Here is a 20,310-nt window from a genome sequence, read left to right on the forward strand (position 1 = left end):
CACTGGTCGCGGTAATGGATGTTAATAAATGGATGTCTAGCGATGAAGGGATTAATGTATCTGGAAGTGCTTTTTCATGCGCTGGTAGATGGATAAACGGTTGTTCACTAAATTGCTGCGTGGGCGGCGGTTCGGCTAAGGCAACCGTCGCGGGTAGAACAATGAAACTCCATGCAAATAAATAGCTTTTCATTAATAAATCCATAATATTAACAATGAAACATCATCACACACAAATTTATACCAAACCATGTTAACATCAAATTAATTCAATGTCGATGCCAAAATTGATATTCATCATTTTATGATTTCTTTTAATATCTTATTTAATGCGATTGTTACTGGTAAACCTTGATTTGCTTGCCATAGTTGACATTAATCAGCAGAAGAATTGGTGTTAATTTATCTTAAGTTTTATTAATTGAATTCGGTTAAATTATGAATAGTTTAGTTTTAGCCATAGTGCTATAGATAAGGAAAGAGGAAAAGTCTAAGGTGTTGCAAGCTTCCATTATTCATATATTAAATTGACTGTAGACCAATGGCAAAGACATGTAAAAGTAGCATCATCTAGTTTCTTGATTTTAAGATGACTAATGTGATCTATTTCGCTAGTATATTTACCTTTCAATATGAAAGACAATTCATGGAAATGATAATCACTTATTTTAGTTTCAGCAATTGCAAAACCTTTTTTTAACAACGTATTAATTAAGGTTTCGATTGGCTTACAAACGGCTATTTTATCTACTTGCATTGTATGCTACTTTTATATTGATTTAAAATAATAAACCAATTAAGGTTAATTTATTAACTTTCATATCATTATCATCTATATTTATGCGGTTTTTTACTGTTTGGTTAATCTCTTTTTGCTATCACTAATATTGTTTTATTAATACATTTTATTGATGAAATAAACAACCATTAATCTCAAATACTTTATAAGCAAATCTGTGTTTATATAATCCACTATATTGCGAATTTAATTTTTTTGTAGATTATTTATTAGAGTTTGTTAGGCTAATTTTTCCAACATATTTCTGAATAAACTATCATTTTAAATTTGCATACCTATTAACCAAATTGTTTTTTAGTTCTAATAGGGTATTTTTTTAATACTTTCTAACCAAGTACAATAATAATCTTTTTGCTCGTTAATAGTGACTATTTGTTTTATATCCTCTTCTGGCGCAAAGAGACTGACTGTAGGTGTACTATAATCAACTCTCTGACCTAAACTAAGTTTCATGATTAATAAAGTGTTAGTTAAAAACTTAACCATATAATATTGGGCACAACATCCTTTAATTAACATTTTGATATTATTGATTGTAGTTAAGCTATATAGTTTATAAAAAGCGTCAAAAGTTCTAATATCTTCTGTTTTGAAAATTTTATCGTTAGCATCGATATATTCAATTGAAACAATATTATATACCCCCTGATAGGTATAAGGTTGGTTGCTAGAAAGATCTATGATGGTTGGGTTGTGTTTTTTTTCAGTCCAGACATTAATTACGGCATTGATTATTTCACGTTGTGAATCCACACATTTGATTTTAAAGCAGTTAACATTATCTCTGTTATACATTTTTTACCTTTAACTCCTGAAATAATTTAGATTTAGTTATCTCCATAAAATAGTTGCCTTAAAGATTTAACGCTTTGATTAGAAGGTACTTTTATTTTACGATTAAAGTAGTTCACAATTTTAGAGAGTACCCTTCGATTGACTTTAAGCGCAGTAATTTATTTAACACCTTTAAATTTAATAACTCTTTGCCATCATCAAGGATTATAGCATTTAAACCTAACCAACTTTTTTCATATAAATACCACCACATTTTTCAGAAGAATAACTTATAAAAGTCATATATTTATTATTCTCTTGTTAAGATTGTAGATAAAATTTAGGTTTAAAAGATAATAATATGATTTTTACCGAGATGACGAGCAATATTATTAAAAAAAATTTATTTGATTATTTATTTCGTTAATTTCGACTATAGCATATCTACATTATCACTATTATCTAGTGAATATCGCAATTATATTACGCCAATCAATCCGCAGAAAAATCAACTAATAGTTATTTTAAGAATGCAATATTTTCTAGCTTTTGAATATCAATTGAATATTTGCAATGAATAATAGACGCTAGTTATTTATCAAATAAAGATTGTTAATCCTTTTGAGAGATTAACGGAAAAAACTAGTTAGCAAAAAAACTATTTAGCATAAATCGATAAAAAGGTTATTAATAGTTGCAACAGGCAACTTTTAAAATGGATCAGCCGATATTTTTTTAAATTATAGAATGTATACCATTTGATTAAAGTTCGGCATTTTACGCTTATATCATATTGATAATTTAGAATATTTTTTATGATATAGACAAATATATCTTGTATTACTGTTAATAAAAGCTAGAATCGAACTTATTATTTAATAGTTCAAATATTTAGCATATGAGTAAAAAAATAAATATTAAGTGCACAAGTAAAGATTTAGTGAAGATCAGTAAATTTTTAAGCTATGTTTTAAGGCATAAGCCAGAGTCTATTGGTATCACATTAGATAGTGATGGTTGGGTTGGAATAGATGTTTTAATTCGGCAAGCGAAGAAACATGGTATGCAAATTTCTCAAGAATTAATTACCGAAATCGTTAGAACCAATGATAAAAAACGCTTTACTCTGTCCGAAGATAATTTAAAAATTCGTGCAGCACAAGGGCATTCAACTAATCAAGTTAATATAGCGTATATTGAAAAAATCCCACCTGAACATTTATATCATGGTACAGCAACTCATTTTCTTGATTCAATTTTTCAACAAGGTTTGATTCCTGGCAAACGTCATTATGTTCATATTTCATGTGATGAAAAAACAGCTGTAACCGTTGGTAAACGTCATGGCAAACCAATTGTATTAAGAATTAATGCACTAGCAATGTATCAACAAGGTTTTAAATTTTATTTGGCTGATAATGGAGTTTGGTTAACGAATAATGTTCCAAGCCAATTTTTAGAAGTTATTTAAATTAAATCAGTAAAACTGAAAAAAAATCTCTATGCTTTTGTGTGAAAAAATTTAATTAGTGTAGTAGTGCATACTTTAAGATTAATTAAATAAATGAAAGCGTCTCTATTGATCAAATCTATTTTTTAAAATCAATAATAATGCGGTTTATTTAGCGCATTCTTTCCTCAATTTTTAGATACCCATATCTTAAGACAAATTTGACATAATAATTTTAAAATATTACATGATAAAAATCATCGACATCAATTAGAATTGGCAGTATTGTATATTTATTCATCTAAGCAGGTGTTGTGATTAATTTGTCTGCTGTTTTTCATTTTGATCTTGGCTCAGATGTGTAGTTGTCTTCTTTTTTTATTTTTTCATAAACGATAGTCAGGTTAATTAGGAGCCTAAAAATGCAACATATTATGGAAACAATTAGGAAAACAGAACAAGAATTTATTGAGATTCGACATCAAATTCATCAACATCCTGAAGTAGGTTTTGAAGAGAATAAAACCAGCGATTTGGTTGCAAATAAATTGGCTGAGTGGGGATACGAGGTTCATCGAGGGTTAGCCAAAACAGGAATCGTTGGTGTTTTAAAAAATGGTACCAGCAATAAAAAAATGGGTATCAGAGCAGATATGGATGCTTTACCCATAGTTGAAGCATCAGGTAAACCTTGGAGTAGTTTAATCCACGGCAAATTTCACGGTTGTGGTCATGATGGACATACCACTATTTTGCTGTGCGCGGCTAAATATCTTGCCGAAACCCGTAATTTTGATGGCACGTTACATGTTATTTTTCAACCTGCAGAAGAGTTATTGTATGGTGGCAAGGTAATGGTTGATGATGGTTTATTTAAAAAATTTCCTTGTGATATTATTTTCGGTATCCACAATATGCCCGGATTCAAAGAAGGTCATTTTTATTTTAGAGCCGGTGCGCTTATGGCTTCATCCGATACCATTCATATCAATATTAAAGGCAAAGGTGCTCATGGCGCCATGCCTGAACGAGGAATTGATGCGACCCTTGTCGCATGTTATATCGGCACTGCACTGCAAAGTATTGTTTCTCGAAATGTTTCTCCGTTTGAGCAAGCTGTTATCACCATTGGTTGTATTCAATCTGGTGAAGCGCCGAATGTTGTTAATAGCGATGCACTTATGAAACTAACCGTTAGAGCATTAGATAATGATACCCGAACGTTGTTACTTAAACGTATTACTGAAATTGCCACTTCTCAGGCGGAAAGTTTTGGTGCCTGCGTTAAAATCGAGCATGTCAATGGTAGTCCTGTTTTACATAATGGTGCGGATGCAACAAAATTTGCATTTGACGTTGCCCAAAAATTATTCGGAGAAGATCGCGTTCATGATAATTGCCATCCTTTTATGGGCAGTGAAGATTTTGCATTTATGTTAGAGAGTAATCCAAACGGTTGTTACATGATTATTGGCAATGGTGATGAACCTGGTTTTTGTAGTGTACATAATCCTGGTTATGATTTTAATGATAAATGTATTGTTCCTGCTGCGTCATATTGGGTTGCATTAACTGAAACATATTTAAGTAAATAAGGATAGCGTACATCTATGGCAAAGTTAAATATGTCAAATTCAACAAATTCTGAAGCCGTGCCATTTAGAAATGATAACCGGTTAATATTAGGTATTGTATTAGGGGTCATTACTTTTTGGCTTTTTGCTCAATCAATTGTCAATGTTGGGCCAGCAGTTCAGCATTCTGTCGGTATTACACCTGCGTCTTTTAATTTGGCGGTGAGTTTGACCGCCCTCTTTTCTGGTTGTTTTATTGTGGTTGCTGGCGGACTCGCTGATCGTTTTGGGCGGGTTCGTTTTACTTATTTAGGTTTTATTTTAAGTATTATTGGTTGCCTTTGTTTGATCTTCGCTCAAGGTGAAGTGTTATTCATCATTGGACGCATTATTCAAGGTTTGTCTGCTGCCTGTATTATGCCCTCGACTTTGGCGTTAGTGAAAACTTATTTTCAAGGTAAAGAGCGCCAGCGCGCATTAAGTTTTTGGTCGATTGGCTCTTGGGGCGGTTCAGGTACTTGTGTGCTTGCTGGCGGTGCCATAGCGACTTATTTGGGTTGGCAGTGGATTTTTATTATTTCAATCATCTGTGCTGTGCTCGGTATGCTGTTATTGAAAGGTACACCAGAAACCAAAATTGAAGATCCTTCAAGTTTGCCAAAATTTGACTATGTAGGACTATTTGTTTTTGTTATTACTCTGGTTTCATTAAATCTTGTGATAACTAAAGGATCAACATTTGGTTGGACAAGTGTCGTGACATTATCCTTGGCTACGGTATGTTTTGTTTTTCTTATTTTATTTTTTGCTATTGAAACACGTAAAGCGAGTGGCGCTTTCATCGATTTTTCATTATTTAAAAATGTTCCTTATCGTGGTGCTACCTTATCTAACTTTCTGCTCAATTCTGTTGCCGGTACGTTAATTGTTGCCAGTACTTATACCCAACAAGGGCGCGGTTTTACCTCTTTTCAAAATGGATTATTGACCATTGGTTATTTAGTTTCGGTTTTATGTATGATTCGAGTAGGTGAAAAGATCTTACAAAAAGTCGGCGCGAAAAAACCAATGCTACTCGGGCCTTTAATTACAGGTTCGGGTATTGCCTTGATGACGCTGACTTTCTTACCGGATACGCTTTATATTACTTCAATGTTGGGGGGCTATATTTTATTTGGCCTTGGCTTAGGTTTTTATGCAACTCCATCAATCGATACTGCAATATCAAGCGCTCCTGAAGATAAAGTCGGCATTGCATCAGGGATATATAAAATGGCAAGCTCATTAGGTGGTGCATTTGGTGTGGCCATTTCAGCATCCACCTATGCTGCGATTATTGCCAGTGGTCAAAACATAGCAATAGCTGCAGCACTAGGACTCTGGATTAATGTTGGATTTTGCCTGTTATGCTTTACTTCAATTTTAATTTTAGTTGCAAGCAATGCCGGTAAGAATAAATAAATCTGATTAACTTTTTATCATTTTGAAACTTATCTTTGGGATGGAACTTTTAACTTCTATCCCTATTTTTTTAAATATAGATGGATTAAACCCATAAAGCTGAAAAAGCAATATGGGGTTTGTTAAGGGAAATATTGGTTAATGGTGTGAATTTGTAGGTACATTCGATTTACAATACAAAAGTTCCAAAATGTACTTATTTATCTTATTACCTTTTATCAAATTTATGTTTCATAATGGGCGCAAGTATGAGCACTAAATATTACTTCTGCTCCCAAGTCTGTACAATATGATCGTCTAGAGTAATCCGCAAACCATATCGGTTCTTACCTGTCTGGTTATATTTCCATATTTCTCTATGTTTTGTTTTCATTATTTTGACGGACTTGTCTGCTGGAGAACCTAAAGAATCGACTAATTGTTCAGCTGTTTGACCAACCCAAAAACAACGTTTCATGATGTTTTCAACAATTTCCACATCACCATACTTAATCAGTAAATGTTCCCTTCTCTTTTTTGTTGAATAAACATTCCAAGCAATAATAATTGCAATGCCTAAAACAATAAACACTATCCATTCCATGACTATATACTCTCATACAATATTGATAATCTCAAAAATCAAACAAATGAGTTAATTCAATCTCCAACCCTCTGGCAATCACCTCGATTACTTCTAAAGTTGGATTTCTTATCCCACGCTCAATACCACTAACATAGGTACGATCAAGCCCACATTTATCAGCAAATGTTTCCTGAGACATACCAGCCTGTTGTCTAAGCTTTTTAACGTGTTGTCCAAAAAGGACTTTTATTTTATCAGATTTTTTCATCTAATTATTATTACGTTATGTTGCTTATCAGACCACGGACTATAAGTCACATTTTAGTGGATTTATTACATGAATGTGACTTATAATCAACATTTAATTATTACTGATTCACATTAATCTATTTAGTTACTAGGAGGGGATCATTATGGAAAAAAGTGATTGGCACAAAGCAGATATTATTGCAGCTTTAAAGAAAAAAGGAACGACGTTAGCGGCAGTATCCAGACGAGCGGGATTGTCTTCAACAACACTAGCAAATACTTTATATCGCCCTTGGCCAAAAGGAGAAGCTCTTATAGCACAAGAATTAGAACTTCATCCCTCTGAGATCTGGCCTACACGCTATAATAAAAAGTAGTAAGACTGTTAATAGTAGGTATATATTTGTTTAGGTTTATTCCGCTTTATATACTTTACCAAAACGACCAATGATCACCTTTTTATCGTCATCAATTTGTGTATCCACAAAGTCAGCCCATGTTTGCAACATTCCTCTACATAGAATAATCTGTAGATAAAATTAAGGCATAACAAAATGTTATGCCTTATTCATGGATAAGAGTGGAAGTGAGTAAACCCTAACTTATTTGCCAATACAGAATGAACTGAATATTCTTCCTAATAAATCATCAGATGTAAATTGCCCTGTAATTTCACTTAAGGCTTCTTGAGCTAATCTTAGCTCTTCGGCTAAAAGTTCACCAGCATGAAATATGGTAAGTTGGTATTGACCATTATTTAAATGCTCAGAGGCTTTTTCAAGTGCTTGCAGATGACGACGTCGAGCCAAAAAGCCACCTTCTGTACTACTTGAAAACCCCATAGCTTGTTTTAGATGCTCACGCAATAATGTCACACCCTCACCTGTTCGAGCGGATAATTGAATAAGCGAATATCCCTCTTCTTCGCTATAACCAAGTGCCTCACCCGTTAAGTCAGCTTTGTTGCGAATCACAGTAACAGGTATATTTTTCGGCAATCGTTCAATAAATTCTGGCCAAAGTTTTTCAGGGTTGGTTTCATTTGTTGTTGTGCTATCGACCATAAATAAAACCCGATCGGCTTGTTCGATTTCTTGCCATGCACGCTCAATACCTATCCGCTCTACTTCATCACTGGCTTCACGCAGTCCAGCGGTATCAATGATGTGCAAAGGCATACCATCAATGTGAATATGTTCACGCAGTACATCACGAGTAGTACCTGCAATATTAGTAACAATAGCTGCATCACGGCCAGCTAATGCATTGAGTAAACTTGATTTTCCGGCATTTGGTCGACCAGCAATAACAACTTTCATACCTTCGCGTAATAAAGAGCCTTGTTTAGCTTCTTGGCGAACTTCGTTTAATTGTTCAATAACTTGATTAAGCTCTGCTTCTATTTTACCGTCAGAAAGAAAATCAATCTCCTCTTCTGGAAAGTCGATAGCTGCTTCGGTAAAAATGCGCAAATGAATCAAGGATTCAACCAGTGCATTGACTTTTTTAGAAAATACACCTTGCAAAGACGAGATAGCAGATTTGGCCGCTTGTTCTGAACTGGCATCAATTAAGTCAGCAATCGCTTCGGCTTGAGCTAAATCAAGTTTATCATTTAAAAATGCCCTTTCCGAAAACTCACCCGGTTTAGCAATGCGAACGTTAGCTATTTCAAGTACGCGTTTTAAAAGTAGATCTAAAATGACTGGGCCACCGTGACCTTGCAATTCAAGGACATCTTCACCTGTGAATGAATGCGGATTAGGAAAAAATAGCGCAATACCTTCATCAAGTGTTGAGCCATCGTTAGCTAAAAATGGGAGATATTCGGCATACCTTGGTTTAGGTAATTTACCTAATACTGCCTGTGCTACCTCTTGCGCTTTAGGACCTGATATGCGCAATATGCCTACACCGCCTCGACCTGGCGGCGTTGCTTGCGCAACAATTGTATCTGATTTCATATTGGTTTATAGCTAATTTAAAGTTTAATAGTTAATAATATCATGGACGCGCGGCAAAAACAGTAATGACTACCGCTTTTGCCGTTATTCGCTAATTTTAGCGTATTTTATCCATTATTTCGTGGTTAATTCGCTGGTTTTGTATTATTACTAGGGTGGTCAAAGAGCCAAGAATTTGCTAATGCAAGTGGCTCGCGAATTAATGCAACATACCTATCACCATTATTAAAGCTTAATGGAGCAGATAAGCCCGATACATCATGAATACCAGAACGTTTAGCCAGCATTATTGAACGTAAAATATGGAAATCATTAGTTACTATTACCGTTTTTCCTAAGTGTACAACTCGATTGGCAAAAATAAATTGTTCTGCAGTACGTTTGGATTGGTCCTCTTGATAAACTCGGTCTGCATTAATCCCATTGTCGATAAGATATTTAGCCATCACACTTGCTTCTGTTGCTGATTCATCTGGACCTTGACCTCCACAAACTATCACTTTGGTATTGGGATTATTTTGCAAATAATTAATGGCGGTATTTAATCTAATTTGTAAAGTAAGTGGCGCTTGAGCTGGTGTGCCAACCACCTGTGATCCTAAAACGACTAAGGTATCAGCATTGGTGGTTGGTTTTTGTTTAGCAAAGATAAAAATAACAACGTTACAAATGATAAAATAAACTAATAGAGCGATTAGGCAATATTTTATTAAATTCATAATTGTCATTAATTTTCCCCTTATTTTTTAAAACAATCTTCGAAATGGTCGTTAACTAACCCCATCGATTGCATAAATGCATAACAAATTGTTGTGCCAACAAATGTAAATCCTCTCTTTTTTAGTGCTTTTGACATTTTATCGGATATTTCTGTGCTAACAGGGACTTCACTTTTATCTTTGAAATGATTGATGATTGGCTTACCATCAACGAATGACCAAATAAATTGCGAGAAACTCTCATTATTATTTTGCATAGCTAAGTAGGCATGCGCATTTTTCACGATGCTATTGAGCTTTAAACGATTGCGAATTAAGCCTTTATTTTCGAGTAATAATTCTATATCAGTTGCGGTTAATTGGATAATTTTTTCCGGTTGAAAATTGAAGAAACATCGCCGATATTCGTCTCGCTTTTTTAATACAGTGATCCAAGATAATCCGGCTTGTTGACCTTCAAGACAAATTTTTTCAAATAATTTAAGGCTATCATATTGAGGATAACCCCATTCGTTATCATGATAATCAATATATAACGGGTCATTTGAGACCCAACTGCACCGTTTTGTCATAATTATTTCATCCTAAAATTTTCAAATCATTATAAACGATAACTTGATAGAATTATTATTTAATATCAATTTTTATACACAATATAAATCAAACAGACAGATCGTTATTGTTGATTAATTTTTTTTATGATTAAAAAAAAGAGCATATTTTATGGCAGAATGATCTTTCATTTTTAGGATTTAGTCAAAAAATAGGCATTTTCTTTACTGACTATATTTATTTAACAATAAGAATAAGGTTTTTTCATGAGTCAATCTGAAATTAACGCTGAATGGCAGCCAGTCGCACGGCCATTGAATAGTAAGGATTTTAAAACATTAATATTGTCATCTTTAGGTGGAACGCTTGAATTTTATGACTTTGTGATCTACGCACTATATATTGATACCATTGTCAAACCACTGTTTTTACCACCGACCTTGTCGCCTATAACTTTAGATTTATTTGCTTGGGGTATATTCGCTGCGGGTTACTTGGTTCGCCCTGTAGGTGGAATTATCATGGCACACTTTGGAGATAAAGTTGGACGTAAACAGATGTTTACCTTAAGTGTGGCGATGATGGCCTTACCTACTTTTATTATCGGTATTTTACCTACTTATGAAACAATTGGTATTATTGCGCCACTGTTACTGTTGCTGATGCGTATGTTACAAGGTGCTGCTATTGGCGGTGAAATGCCGGGGGCATGGGTATTTATCGCAGAGCATACACCAAAACAACGTTATGGTTTGGGCGTCGGTACGTTAACTTCAGGCATCACCGGTGGTATTTTACTTGGCTTTTTCGTTACGATTATGGTTGATCTCTATTTTACTAGCCAAAATATTTTAGATTATGCATGGCGTATTCCATTTATTATTGGTGGTATTTTTGGAGTAATTTCCGTCTACTTACGAAAATTTTTATCAGAAACCCCGATCTTCAAGGAGTTAGCCGCCCGTAAAGCTTTAGAAAAAAGTATTCCTGTCGTGACTGTTATAAAAAAACATAAAACAGCTTGTTTGATTGTCGCTTTATTAACTTGGTCATTATCAACCGCTATTATGGTTGGTATTTTAATTACTCCAGGCCGTATTGTCGGCGGTATGTATCATTTTGCTAATCTTGATTGGCGTATTGGTGGCTGTATTGCCGCTTTAACATTATCTATTGGTTGTGTTATTTCTGGTTGGTTAGATGATAAATTAGGTACAGCCAAAACAGTAATCCTGACTTGGGGCGGATTAGCTGTGGTTAGTATCTATTTTTATAGTTCATTAGCACCAGATATGTCATTAACAAAACTTTATTCGATTTGGGCACTATTTGGCTTATTTATTGGATCGATCGCCATGACTCCAGTTATAGGTACCAGAACATTTCCACCAGCTATTCGTTATTCTGGTTTATCGTTATCTTATAATTTAGCTTATGCGTTATTTAGTGCAATTACTCCTACATTAACTATCTATTTATTGAGCCCTGATCATATATTAGGTGAATATAGTTATCTTGGTGCAGGTATTTATATTTCATCTGTAGCGGTACTTGCGGTTTTAGTTGGTTTTTCAACATTAGCCCAAAAAGGTTGGCAGAATAAAGCAAATAACTAATCAGTTGATTCATAAAGAAGAGCAACTAAAAACAGGGCGATTGCCCTGTTTTTTATTGAGAATATGATGAACCTAGAATGTATTAATATAGATGTATTAATATAAATGTATTAACGCATTGTAACAAACTCTTCCGCTGCTGTTGGGTGTATAGCAATAGTGTTGTCAAAGTCCTTTTTAGTTGCGCCCATTTTTAATGCTACAGCAAAACCTTGTAAAATCTCATCCATCCCATAACCAATACCATGAATACCAACTATTTTTTCTTGTTCACCAATACAAACTAATTTCATTTTGCACGGCTGACGATGAGAAGTTACGGCGGTATACATAGCCGTGAATGTAGATTTATAAACTTTTACGTTTTCAGGTCCATATTGCAGCATAGCCTGTGGTTCACTTAAACCAACGGTACCGATCGGTGGGTGAGTAAATACTACAGTTGGAATATTGCTATAATCTAAATGTTCATTAGGTTTATTATTGAAAAGCCGTTCGGATAAACGCCGGCCAGCAGCCACGGCAACAGGCGTTAATGCCGCCGCACCGGTATCATCGCCAACCGAATAAACTCCCGGTACGTTGGTGTTTTGATATTCATCAACAACTATAAATCCATTGCTATCAACCTTAATACCTGCCGCAGATAAGTTCATCTCTTTGGTTGCCGGCTCTCGACCAATGGCCCAAACTAAACAATCAACCGTATAACTTTCGCCATTTTCTAATGTTAACGTTAATGATTGATCACTATTTTTGTTAACAGAAGATGGAATGGCAAAGGTATGTAAATGCTGGCCATCTTTGGTTATCACTTCCATTAGTGTTTCTACAATTAGCGGATCGAAAGCTCGCAATGGGGTTCCTTGTCGAACAAATTGATGAGTCTCAGCACCGAGTGAATGTAAAACACTGGCTATTTCACAAGCTATATATCCGGCACCGACAACCGCCACTCGTTTAGGTAAGACTTTTAATTCAAAGAATCCATCGGAAGTTATTCCATATTGCGCACCGGGGATATTGGGAATAGTTGGCTTACCACCAACCGCAATAAGAATATGATCAGCACTAAACCGTTCGCCATTGACGTCAAGCGTTTTGCTATCAATAAATTTAGCATATCCATGGATCACATCAACATTATTATTGTTTAGTACTCGATCATAAGATTGATGAACACGATCAATATAAGCCGTTCGGCTCGCAATGAGTTTATCCCAATCAAAATGATTAATTGTCGTATCAAATCCATAATCAGGGCCATAGTGATTAATCGCTTCGGCAATTTGTGCACCATACCACATGATCTTTTTAGGAACACATCCAACATTTACACAAGTTCCCCCCAATAATTTAGCCTCAATAATGGCACACTTTTTACCATACGATGCAGCTCGGTTAATTGAGGCAATACCACCACTACCACCACCGATAGCAATATAGTCATAGTGTTTAGTCATATAAAAAATCCTTAAAACAAATTAGCAATTGATGGTTAATAGCTTTGCATAAAGCCGACAATAAAAAAAGTATTAATTATGAAATTTAACGATAGTTATTAACTATTGATTAGTTTCGGAGAATAATTTTATTCATTCGCATAAAAAAATTGCTATTGATATGATTATTCCGTACATTTATTCAATGCCTGAGAATTGACAGGTTTAGAATTCATTTTTTCGGTAATCTCAAGATAACATTTCCTATCTTCAAGTTTATATAAAATATTATATGTTTTACCCAATTCAGCGGTAAATTGTTGATATTTTGTGGTACAAGAAATTTTATCATCTCGTGATTTGCCAATAACTGTTACAAGTTTATTAGCTGGAGATTTAGTTTCAATTGAGGGAACGTATTTAGGATAAATATTAAATGGTACAATTTTATGTCGGAATACATAGCCAAGACTTTGAAAATTAGAGCAGTTACTAGTTTTACCATCATAAATGTTTAAAGAAAAATAGGTAGGATAATCAGTTTCAGTGGTGAATATCAGTTCTGGATCATGGATATTTGCTTCATATAGATATTTTTGAATAGGTACTCGATGACAAGCGACACTCATTAATATCATTAACAACACTGTAATTTTTAGTTTCATTATTCTATTCCTTATTAGTCATTAAATATGTGATCTTTATTGATACTAAAATAAATCTTAATTGAGATAAAACAAAGATAAAAATAATGGAAAAAATTAAATAAGAGTAATCATCTATTTAAATAATTGGCTACTTAAATAAGTAGCGAATTATTACTAGATTTTATTTATTGTTGTTTAATTTTATCAATGATATTAGTGGTGGAACAACCATCTTCAAAATTGAGGACTTTAACTATTCCACCGGCCTCGATAACTTCTTTTCCACCGGCGATATCTTCAGGTTTATAATCGCCACCTTTGACTAATACATCAGGTAATATACTGGCAATTAATCGTTGTGGTGTCTCTTCCTCAAAAGGAACCACCCAGTCCACTGAATCTAACGCGCCCAATACTATCATTCTTTGCATTAATGGGTTAATTGGTCGGGATTGTCCTTTCAATTGTTTTACAGAGGCATCACTATTTACCGCCACAATTAAACGATCACCAAGTTTACGGGCATTAGCAAGATAGGAAACATGTCCAGCATGTAAGATGTCAAAACAGCCATTAGTCATGACAATTTTTTCACCCCGCAAGCGTGCTTTTCGAATTTCCTCTTTTAATTCGTCTTCAGTCATCACCCCAAAGCCATCCTCGGCACGAGCACGGATGGCATTACTTAATTCTACTTGGGATACCGTTGATGTTCCTAATTTACCTACAACCACACCCGCTGCAGCATTAGCTAAAAAACAGCTCTCTTCAAGTGATTGTCCTGCGGCTAATGAAGCCGCTAAGGTTGCTATTACAGTATCTCCCGCACCTGTAACATCAAATACCTCTTTAGCTTGCGTTGGTAAATGATAAACGGGTTTATCTAATTGAATTAATGTCATCCCTTTTTCACTACGGGTGACAAGCAAGGCTTTGAGATCATATTGTCTGATAAGCTGGTAACCTTTTTCAATGATCTCTTGCTCTGTTTTACAAACACCAACAACAGCTTCAAATTCAGACATATTTGGGGTTAATAATGTTACACCACGATAACGCTCAAAGTCAGTCCCTTTTGGATCCACTAATATTGGTACATGTGCTTTTTTAGCTTGTTTTATCATTGTTTGTACTGCTGTTAATGCACCTTTAGCATAATCTGATAATACCAATACTTTAGAAGTCGAAAGCGCGATATCAATACGTTCTAGAAGAGGCGTATGATCGACATTAGCAAAACCTTCTTCGAAATCAATTCTAATCAATTGTTGATTTCTAGATAAGACTCTTAACTTAGTAATAGTTGGATGTGTTGAAACCGATACAAAATCACAATGAACATGACGTTTGGTTAGTTGCTCATCAAGCACTTTAGCCGGTTCATCGATTCCAGTAAGACCAATTAACCGCGCTTTACCACCAAGAGAAGTTATGTTCATTGCTACATTGGCTGCACCGCCAGGGCGTTCTTCAAGAGAGTCAATTTTAACAATTGGTACCGGTGCTTCTGGGGATATGCGGTTGGTGCCACCATACCAATAACGATCTAACATAATATCACCAACAACTAGAACATTTGCTAGATTAAACTCAGGAAGAGAAGTTTTCATTTAGTTATCCTTTACTTGTATTGAGTAAATCACATATCAATTTATTGTTGATCATCAACACTCTCATCGTCATCATCTGCGATGACTTTTTTTCTTGGTTGATAGAAACGGGCAAAAAACGTCCCAATTTCAAATAATAAACAGATAGGTACAGCTAATAAAATTTGTGAAAATACGTCCGGTGGGGTTACAAACATCGCTACAGCAAACACACCGACAATAATATAAGGTCTTTTTTTACGTAAGTTTTTAGGAGTAGTAACGCCAGTCCAGCACAGTAAAATAATCGCGACAGGGACTTCAAATGCAAAACCAAAGACAATAAATAACGTCATAACAAAATCAAGATATTTAGTTATATCGGTGTTTATCGCAACATCAACTGGTGCCGTATGAATAAAAAAGTAAAAAGCGAGTGGAAATACTGCAAAATAGGCAAATGCAATACCAATATAAAAAAGTACCGTGCTGGAAATGATTAACGGCATAATCAGCCGTTTTTCATGTTGATATAATGCCGGAGCAATAAACCCCCATATTTGATACAAAATATAAGGAATCGAAATAAATATTGAAATAACTGCGGTCAGTTTGATCGGAGTAAAAAAAGGTGCCGCAATGTCAGTTGCAATCATACTGCTACCTTTAGGTAATTGGCTAATCAGCGGATTGGCAACAATATGGTAGATATCATTTGAAAAAAAGAGTAGACCCGCTAATACGAATAATATACAGATAATACATCGTAAAAGTCGTGTTCTTAGTTCTACAAGATGACCTATAAGTGGTTGCGTAGCGTCGTCTGTCATAATTTATCTTTATCTGAATGAATTGTTATATCTGTTTGGCTGACTGAATCAATCTCTTTTTGTAGTGATTCAGTAACCCGTTTTAATTCATCAATGGATTCTTGGATTTCGGGTGTAAGCGTGTTTAAACCACTTTGCTCTGCTTTTTTTAAGCTATCTTGTAACTCTTGTAGTTTAAGTTCTTTATTCAATTCTAACTGAACTGTTGCTGACATACGACGAAGTACTTTTATCCAGCCAGCGACAGTTTTAATTGCAATAGGCAGACGTTCTGGCCCCAATACCACCAGCCCGATAATTAAAACTAATAGTAGCTGACCAAAGCTAATATCAAACACAGGTTACTCTTTATTGGTATGGTTATCTTCAGATGATTCAAAATTTATGACTTTTTGTGAATCATCTTCTTTTTGATCATCATCGTCATTCATGGCTTTTTTAAAACCTTTAATTGAAGCTCCAAGATCAGAGCCCAATGATCGTAATTTTTTTGTTCCAAATAATAGGGCGATAACCGCTACAAATATGAGTAGTTTGGGCAAACTTGGCATATGATAACTACCTCCAAAAGCTTAAAATAGTCAGATTATACACTTAAACAGTGAGATTCCCAAAAATAACTCACTTAATGCAAAGCAAGTGCAATAATAGCTACAATACTTAGCATACTGACCATAAACATTAATCTTCGCTGGCTTCTTTTACTACTTTGAAGTTCTTGATTAATTTTTTTTAGTTGAATATGCATCTGTTTAGTCATCCGAGTCTGATCATTCAATTTTATCGGTAGTTCAACGATAAGGTTTTTCCATTCAGGTAGAGATTCCCAAACTTGTTGTAATAACTTTTTAGCACTGTATTTTTCTTCATACCATTTTTCTAAAAATGGTTTAGCGGTTTGCCATAAATCGAGCTCAGGATAGAGTTGACGGCCTAATCCTTCTATATAAAATAACGTTTTTTCAAGTAAGGTTAACTGAGGTTGAATATCCATTTCAAATTGACGAGCCACTTGAAATAGCGCTAATAAAATTTGCGAAAAAGAGATCTCGACTAATGGTTTGGCGAATGCTGGTTCGCACACATTACGCATAGCCATTTCTAACGCGACGGCGTCAGTGGTTTCTGGAACCCAACCTGATGTGATATAAATTTGCGCAATTTTTCGATAATCTTGGTTGAAAAAGGCAAGAAAGTTTTCAGCTAGATAGCGTTGATCATCTTCAGTTAAAATACCAACAATAGCACAATCGATGCCAATATAACGCGGATTCTGTGGTTCGCTTATATCCACAAAGATATTACCTGGGTGCATATCTGCATGGAAGAAATTATCCCGAAATACTTGTGTAAAGAAAGCTTGAACACCTCGTTCGGCTAGTAATTTCATGTTGACGTTACTTCTTTTTAGTTCGTCAATATTAGCGATCGGTGTACCATAAATTCGTTCCTCAACTAGGATATTTTTACGGCAGAGATCTTGATAAACATAAGGAATATAAAGAATCTCGCTATTAATAAAATTATCCCGCAAACGCGCGGTGTTGTAGGCTTCTTTGAGGAGATCCAATTCTTTTAAAAGCGTACTTTCATAATCACTAACAATTTCTACAGCGCGTAATTTTTCACCAAATTTTATCCGTTTGGTAAATTGATTAGCTACCCAATACATCAAACGAATGTCTGATTTGATGATAGGTAGTATATTTGGCCGCAAAACTTTGATTACGACTTGAGCTTGGCTACGTTTTAACGTTGCAGTATGCACTTGTGCAATAGAAGCGGAAGCTAAGGGTTGTTCATCAAAATCTGAAAAATAATAATCAATAGGGCACGCTAAAGCTGTCTCTATTAGTTGTTTAGCAATTTTGCCATCAAAAGGGGTAACTTGATCTTGTAATTTAGCTAGTGCATCAGCCAGATGTTTTGGCAATACATCTCGTCTTGTTGAGACCATTTGTCCAAACTTTATCCAAACTGGTCCAAGTTCTTGTAAGGCTTGACGTAACCTTTCACCGATTTCTTGTTGCTTTGCTTTAGGTCTAATCCAAAACAAACTAAACAATAATACACGTAACCATTTTGAAGAACGATGTTTTGGTAATAGTTCATCTAATCGATAAGCCCGAAATACAGTTAATATTTTATAAAGTCGAAAAAATGTCATTATTTTTTTCACATTAAAATTTAAAACCAGTATGTAAAGCTACAATACCACCTGTCATATTGTGATATTTAACATCGACAAATCCGGCATCTTCCATCATTTTTTTCAATGTTTTTTGATCCGGGTGCATCCGAATAGATTCGGCTAAATATCGATAGCTTTCGGAATCATTCGCCACAATCTTGCCCATTAACGGCAGCATAGTAAATGAGTAAAGATCGTAGGCTTTATTTAGAATTTGATATTGAGGTTTAGAAAATTCTAGAATCAATAAGCGCCCACCTGGTTTTAATACTCCCCACATGGATTGTAAAGCTTTTTGCTTATCAGTCACATTTCGTAAACCAAATGAGATAGTAATACAATCAAAATAGTTATCAGCAAATGGTAATTCTTCCGCGTTTGCTTGTACATATTCAATATTTTTAAATAAACCTTTGTCTCGTAGTTTGTCTCTACCTACTTTAAGCATCGATTCATTGATATCGGCTAATACTACTAAGCCATCATCACCAACAATCTGTGAAAATTTAGCCGTTAAATCTCCTGTTCCACCAGCAAGATCAAGAACTTTTTGTCCTTTTCTAACACTACTATATTCAATAGTGATTTTTTTCCAGAACCGGTGAATACCAAATGACATTAGATCATTCATAATATCGTATTTATCTGCAACAGAATGAAAAACTTCGGCAACGCGTTTTGCTTTATCTTGTTTTAAAACTTGTGTATAACCAAAATCAATTTTATCTTGATTTTCATCATGTTGCGGCTGAGAAGATTGAGACATAAAAATTCACCTTTCACAAAGAGTTAGCTTATTTTAACATAAGCTAACCTAAATGTGATGGACTAAATCAATAGTGAATCAACCATTTTAGAAACAATTTCGAAATATTGTAATGGGGTAGAATTTGCAGGTAATTGGTTTTCATGAATAATTAAATCAAATTGATAACTATTTTTTAGTCCATTTAAGACTTCGTTAGTTTTACCAAAAATCTGTTCATAGTATTGGGCTAACGTTTCGAAATCTATAGAGGTAAAGAGGAGTTTATTGGCATTTTCAACTGCTTTAGTCATTCTCTCTACTTGTAACATTGCGATTCTTAGATAATCATTTTCACTTAAGTAACGTTTATTTTCTGGTGTCGAAATTTCTCGTTGAATATAATTTAAATAACCATTAGAGACATATTGAGTGTTATAAATATTGGCTAATTGTACTGGCAATTCATTAAATTTATCATGGCCGATAATCGCCACTTTTTTGACAAAAAAAGGTTTAGCCGCTTGGGCAATAAAAGACCAGTTTTGATAAGGATTTTCACGAATTTTGGTCGCACTAATATTGAAGAATTCACGATCGGCATCAACAATCACCACTGGGCAACCAAAATAGCGTTCATGTTCTTTTACATCTTGAGGTTCACTAGTAAATACCACCGATGGTTCAATTTTATGTTCGGATAAAATCCGTTTAATACTATCGCTCCACTCTTGCCAACCATTAGGATAATAGTTAATTCCGGCTTCATCAGAAATATGGATGTGAATATTATGTCTATCTTTAAAGGTCTCTTTTAACCATGAAAAACGATCACTGACTTGTGGCTGTATAGGTAAATGACTTTTCTCAAATAGCTGTTTATCACGGTTTGCTTCACAACCAAGCATTACATGTAATTCATCAACTTGCGTTAACGCTTTTTCAATAAGATAAATATGACCACTGTGTAACGGATAGAACTTACCAAAAATTAAACCAACTCGATGTTTAGATGACATAATAATTACCAATACTTTTAAAAACTGGATACCAATGTACAGAAAAAAAAACCATTTTCTAACCAATTGATGCTATTTAATATTATTGGAAGATAAAAGTGTTAACTTCCTCAAAAAATTCGTC

20 protein-coding genes and 2 pseudogenes are annotated in these 20,310 nt (G+C 34.6%); 6 read left to right on the plus strand and 16 right to left on the minus strand.

The window, feature by feature from the left end; translation table 11 throughout:
* Positions 1-185, plus strand: a 185-nt coding sequence (locus DKK79_RS14555; RefSeq protein WP_181415308.1) for a hypothetical protein, incomplete at its 5' end; no start/stop codon positions are given.
* A gap of 326 nt (positions 186-511) precedes the next feature.
* Here the strand turns inward: DKK79_RS14555 and DKK79_RS10640 are convergent.
* Both DKK79_RS10640 and DKK79_RS10645 read right to left on the minus strand, forming a co-directional pair.
* Positions 512-757: a hypothetical protein gene (locus tag DKK79_RS10640; RefSeq protein WP_034883470.1), complete on the minus strand. Its 246-nt coding sequence runs from the start codon at positions 755-757 to the stop codon at positions 512-514.
* Between the two features lie 342 nt (positions 758-1,099).
* The gene (locus DKK79_RS10645; protein WP_110424080.1) at positions 1,100-1,594 is read right to left on the minus strand and encodes a hypothetical protein; all 495 of its coding nucleotides are present in this window, start codon (positions 1,592-1,594) and stop codon (positions 1,100-1,102) included.
* Between the two features lie 877 nt (positions 1,595-2,471).
* Between DKK79_RS10645 and DKK79_RS10650 the strand changes: the two genes are divergently transcribed.
* From DKK79_RS10650 to DKK79_RS10660, 3 genes are all read left to right on the plus strand, one after another.
* Complete coding sequence (locus tag DKK79_RS10650; protein WP_110424081.1) at positions 2,472-3,044, plus strand: RNA 2'-phosphotransferase; 573 nt, start codon at positions 2,472-2,474, stop codon at positions 3,042-3,044.
* A gap of 401 nt (positions 3,045-3,445) precedes the next feature.
* A complete protein-coding gene (locus tag DKK79_RS10655) occupies positions 3,446-4,618 on the plus strand; it encodes a M20 aminoacylase family protein (protein ID WP_110424082.1) in 1,173 nt (390 codons plus the stop codon).
* 15 nt (positions 4,619-4,633) lie between these two features.
* Positions 4,634-6,058, plus strand: a complete 1,425-nt coding sequence (locus DKK79_RS10660) for an MFS transporter (RefSeq protein WP_110424083.1) — start codon at positions 4,634-4,636, stop codon at positions 6,056-6,058.
* A gap of 262 nt (positions 6,059-6,320) precedes the next feature.
* Here DKK79_RS10660 and DKK79_RS10665 read toward each other — a convergent pair whose 3' ends face one another.
* Positions 6,321-6,629, minus strand: coding sequence for a hypothetical protein (locus DKK79_RS10665; protein ID WP_220019220.1), 309 nt, complete (start codon positions 6,627-6,629; stop codon positions 6,321-6,323).
* A gap of 43 nt (positions 6,630-6,672) precedes the next feature.
* Entirely contained in the window at positions 6,673-6,891 is a 219-nt protein-coding gene (locus DKK79_RS10670; RefSeq protein ID WP_065603629.1) for a helix-turn-helix domain-containing protein, read from the minus strand.
* A gap of 145 nt (positions 6,892-7,036) precedes the next feature.
* Between DKK79_RS10670 and DKK79_RS10675 the strand changes: the two genes are divergently transcribed.
* Complete coding sequence (locus DKK79_RS10675; protein ID WP_172378238.1) at positions 7,037-7,249, plus strand: helix-turn-helix domain-containing protein; 213 nt, start codon at positions 7,037-7,039, stop codon at positions 7,247-7,249.
* A gap of 225 nt (positions 7,250-7,474) precedes the next feature.
* Here DKK79_RS10675 and mnmE read toward each other — a convergent pair whose 3' ends face one another.
* The 3 genes from mnmE to DKK79_RS10695 all read right to left on the minus strand — a co-directional run bounded on the left by mnmE (position 7,475) and on the right by DKK79_RS10695 (position 10,127).
* Positions 7,475-8,836 (minus strand): tRNA uridine-5-carboxymethylaminomethyl(34) synthesis GTPase MnmE, encoded by a 1,362-nt coding sequence (gene mnmE, locus DKK79_RS10685; protein WP_110424084.1) that lies wholly within the window; start codon positions 8,834-8,836, stop codon positions 7,475-7,477.
* A gap of 125 nt (positions 8,837-8,961) precedes the next feature.
* Positions 8,962-9,564 (minus strand): YdcF family protein, encoded by a 603-nt coding sequence (locus tag DKK79_RS10690; RefSeq protein WP_110424085.1) that lies wholly within the window; start codon positions 9,562-9,564, stop codon positions 8,962-8,964.
* An 11-nt stretch (positions 9,565-9,575) separates the two neighbouring features.
* A complete protein-coding gene (locus DKK79_RS10695; protein ID WP_110424086.1) occupies positions 9,576-10,127 on the minus strand; it encodes a DNA-3-methyladenine glycosylase I in 552 nt (183 codons plus the stop codon).
* Positions 10,128-10,373: 246 nt separating this feature from the next.
* Here DKK79_RS10695 and DKK79_RS10700 point away from each other — a divergent pair, with 246 nt between their 5' ends.
* Positions 10,374-11,723 (plus strand): MFS transporter, encoded by a 1,350-nt coding sequence (locus tag DKK79_RS10700; RefSeq protein WP_110424087.1) that lies wholly within the window; start codon positions 10,374-10,376, stop codon positions 11,721-11,723.
* Between the two features lie 110 nt (positions 11,724-11,833).
* Here DKK79_RS10700 and gorA read toward each other — a convergent pair whose 3' ends face one another.
* The 9 genes and pseudogenes from gorA to nadR all read right to left on the minus strand — a co-directional run bounded on the left by gorA (position 11,834) and on the right by nadR (position 20,186).
* Positions 11,834-13,186, minus strand: coding sequence for a glutathione-disulfide reductase (gene gorA / locus DKK79_RS10705; protein WP_110424088.1), 1,353 nt, complete (start codon positions 13,184-13,186; stop codon positions 11,834-11,836).
* A 164-nt stretch (positions 13,187-13,350) separates the two neighbouring features.
* On the minus strand, positions 13,351-13,830 hold the full coding sequence (locus DKK79_RS10710; RefSeq protein ID WP_110424089.1) for a hypothetical protein: 480 nt from the start codon (positions 13,828-13,830) through the stop codon (positions 13,351-13,353).
* A 167-nt stretch (positions 13,831-13,997) separates the two neighbouring features.
* Positions 13,998-15,422, minus strand: coding sequence for a bifunctional D-glycero-beta-D-manno-heptose-7-phosphate kinase/D-glycero-beta-D-manno-heptose 1-phosphate adenylyltransferase HldE (hldE, locus tag DKK79_RS10715; RefSeq protein WP_110424090.1), 1,425 nt, complete (start codon positions 15,420-15,422; stop codon positions 13,998-14,000).
* Positions 15,423-15,463: 41 nt separating this feature from the next.
* Positions 15,464-16,231 (minus strand): twin-arginine translocase subunit TatC, encoded by a 768-nt coding sequence (gene tatC, locus DKK79_RS10720; protein ID WP_110424091.1) that lies wholly within the window; start codon positions 16,229-16,231, stop codon positions 15,464-15,466.
* A gap of 14 nt (positions 16,232-16,245) precedes the next feature.
* Positions 16,246-16,569, minus strand: a pseudogene (gene tatB / locus DKK79_RS10725) (Sec-independent protein translocase protein TatB); the annotation flags it as partial.
* Between the two features lie 3 nt (positions 16,570-16,572).
* The gene (gene tatA / locus DKK79_RS10730) at positions 16,573-16,782 is read right to left on the minus strand and encodes a twin-arginine translocase TatA/TatE family subunit (RefSeq protein WP_110424093.1); all 210 of its coding nucleotides are present in this window, start codon (positions 16,780-16,782) and stop codon (positions 16,573-16,575) included.
* 152 nt (positions 16,783-16,934) lie between these two features.
* Positions 16,935-18,398 (minus strand): annotated as a pseudogene (ubiB, locus tag DKK79_RS10735) (ubiquinone biosynthesis regulatory protein kinase UbiB); the annotation flags it as partial.
* A 13-nt stretch (positions 18,399-18,411) separates the two neighbouring features.
* The gene (ubiE, locus tag DKK79_RS10740) at positions 18,412-19,188 is read right to left on the minus strand and encodes a bifunctional demethylmenaquinone methyltransferase/2-methoxy-6-polyprenyl-1,4-benzoquinol methylase UbiE (protein ID WP_110424095.1); all 777 of its coding nucleotides are present in this window, start codon (positions 19,186-19,188) and stop codon (positions 18,412-18,414) included.
* Between the two features lie 62 nt (positions 19,189-19,250).
* Positions 19,251-20,186, minus strand: a complete 936-nt coding sequence (nadR, locus tag DKK79_RS10745) for a multifunctional transcriptional regulator/nicotinamide-nucleotide adenylyltransferase/ribosylnicotinamide kinase NadR (RefSeq protein WP_110424096.1) — start codon at positions 20,184-20,186, stop codon at positions 19,251-19,253.
* Between the last annotated feature and the right edge of the window lie 124 nt (positions 20,187-20,310).

It is taken from the genome of Gilliamella apicola, assembly GCF_003202915.1.
GTDB classification, from domain to species: domain Bacteria; phylum Pseudomonadota; class Gammaproteobacteria; order Enterobacterales; family Orbaceae; genus Gilliamella; species Gilliamella apicola_Q.

Coding starts and splice junctions, on each gene's coding strand:
- DKK79_RS10640 (WP_034883470.1), bottom strand. CDS start 757: ATGCAAGTAGATAAAATAGCCGTTTGTAAGCCAATCGAAACCTTAATT.
- DKK79_RS10645 (WP_110424080.1), bottom strand. CDS start 1,594: ATGTATAACAGAGATAATGTTAACTGCTTTAAAATCAAATGTGTGGAT.
- DKK79_RS10650 (WP_110424081.1), top strand. CDS start 2,472: ATGAGTAAAAAAATAAATATTAAGTGCACAAGTAAAGATTTAGTGAAG.
- DKK79_RS10655 (WP_110424082.1), top strand. CDS start 3,446: ATGCAACATATTATGGAAACAATTAGGAAAACAGAACAAGAATTTATT.
- DKK79_RS10660 (WP_110424083.1), top strand. CDS start 4,634: ATGGCAAAGTTAAATATGTCAAATTCAACAAATTCTGAAGCCGTGCCA.
- DKK79_RS10670 (WP_065603629.1), bottom strand. CDS start 6,891: ATGAAAAAATCTGATAAAATAAAAGTCCTTTTTGGACAACACGTTAAA.
- DKK79_RS10675 (WP_172378238.1), top strand. CDS start 7,037: ATGGAAAAAAGTGATTGGCACAAAGCAGATATTATTGCAGCTTTAAAG.
- mnmE (WP_110424084.1), bottom strand. CDS start 8,836: ATGAAATCAGATACAATTGTTGCGCAAGCAACGCCGCCAGGTCGAGGC.
- DKK79_RS10690 (WP_110424085.1), bottom strand. CDS start 9,564: ATGACAATTATGAATTTAATAAAATATTGCCTAATCGCTCTATTAGTT.
- DKK79_RS10695 (WP_110424086.1), bottom strand. CDS start 10,127: ATGACAAAACGGTGCAGTTGGGTCTCAAATGACCCGTTATATATTGAT.
- DKK79_RS10700 (WP_110424087.1), top strand. CDS start 10,374: ATGAGTCAATCTGAAATTAACGCTGAATGGCAGCCAGTCGCACGGCCA.
- gorA (WP_110424088.1), bottom strand. CDS start 13,186: ATGACTAAACACTATGACTATATTGCTATCGGTGGTGGTAGTGGTGGT.
- DKK79_RS10710 (WP_110424089.1), bottom strand. CDS start 13,830: ATGAAACTAAAAATTACAGTGTTGTTAATGATATTAATGAGTGTCGCT.
- hldE (WP_110424090.1), bottom strand. CDS start 15,422: ATGAAAACTTCTCTTCCTGAGTTTAATCTAGCAAATGTTCTAGTTGTT.
- tatC (WP_110424091.1), bottom strand. CDS start 16,231: ATGACAGACGACGCTACGCAACCACTTATAGGTCATCTTGTAGAACTA.
- tatA (WP_110424093.1), bottom strand. CDS start 16,782: ATGCCAAGTTTGCCCAAACTACTCATATTTGTAGCGGTTATCGCCCTA.
- ubiE (WP_110424095.1), bottom strand. CDS start 19,188: ATGTCTCAATCTTCTCAGCCGCAACATGATGAAAATCAAGATAAAATT.
- nadR (WP_110424096.1), bottom strand. CDS start 20,186: ATGTCATCTAAACATCGAGTTGGTTTAATTTTTGGTAAGTTCTATCCG.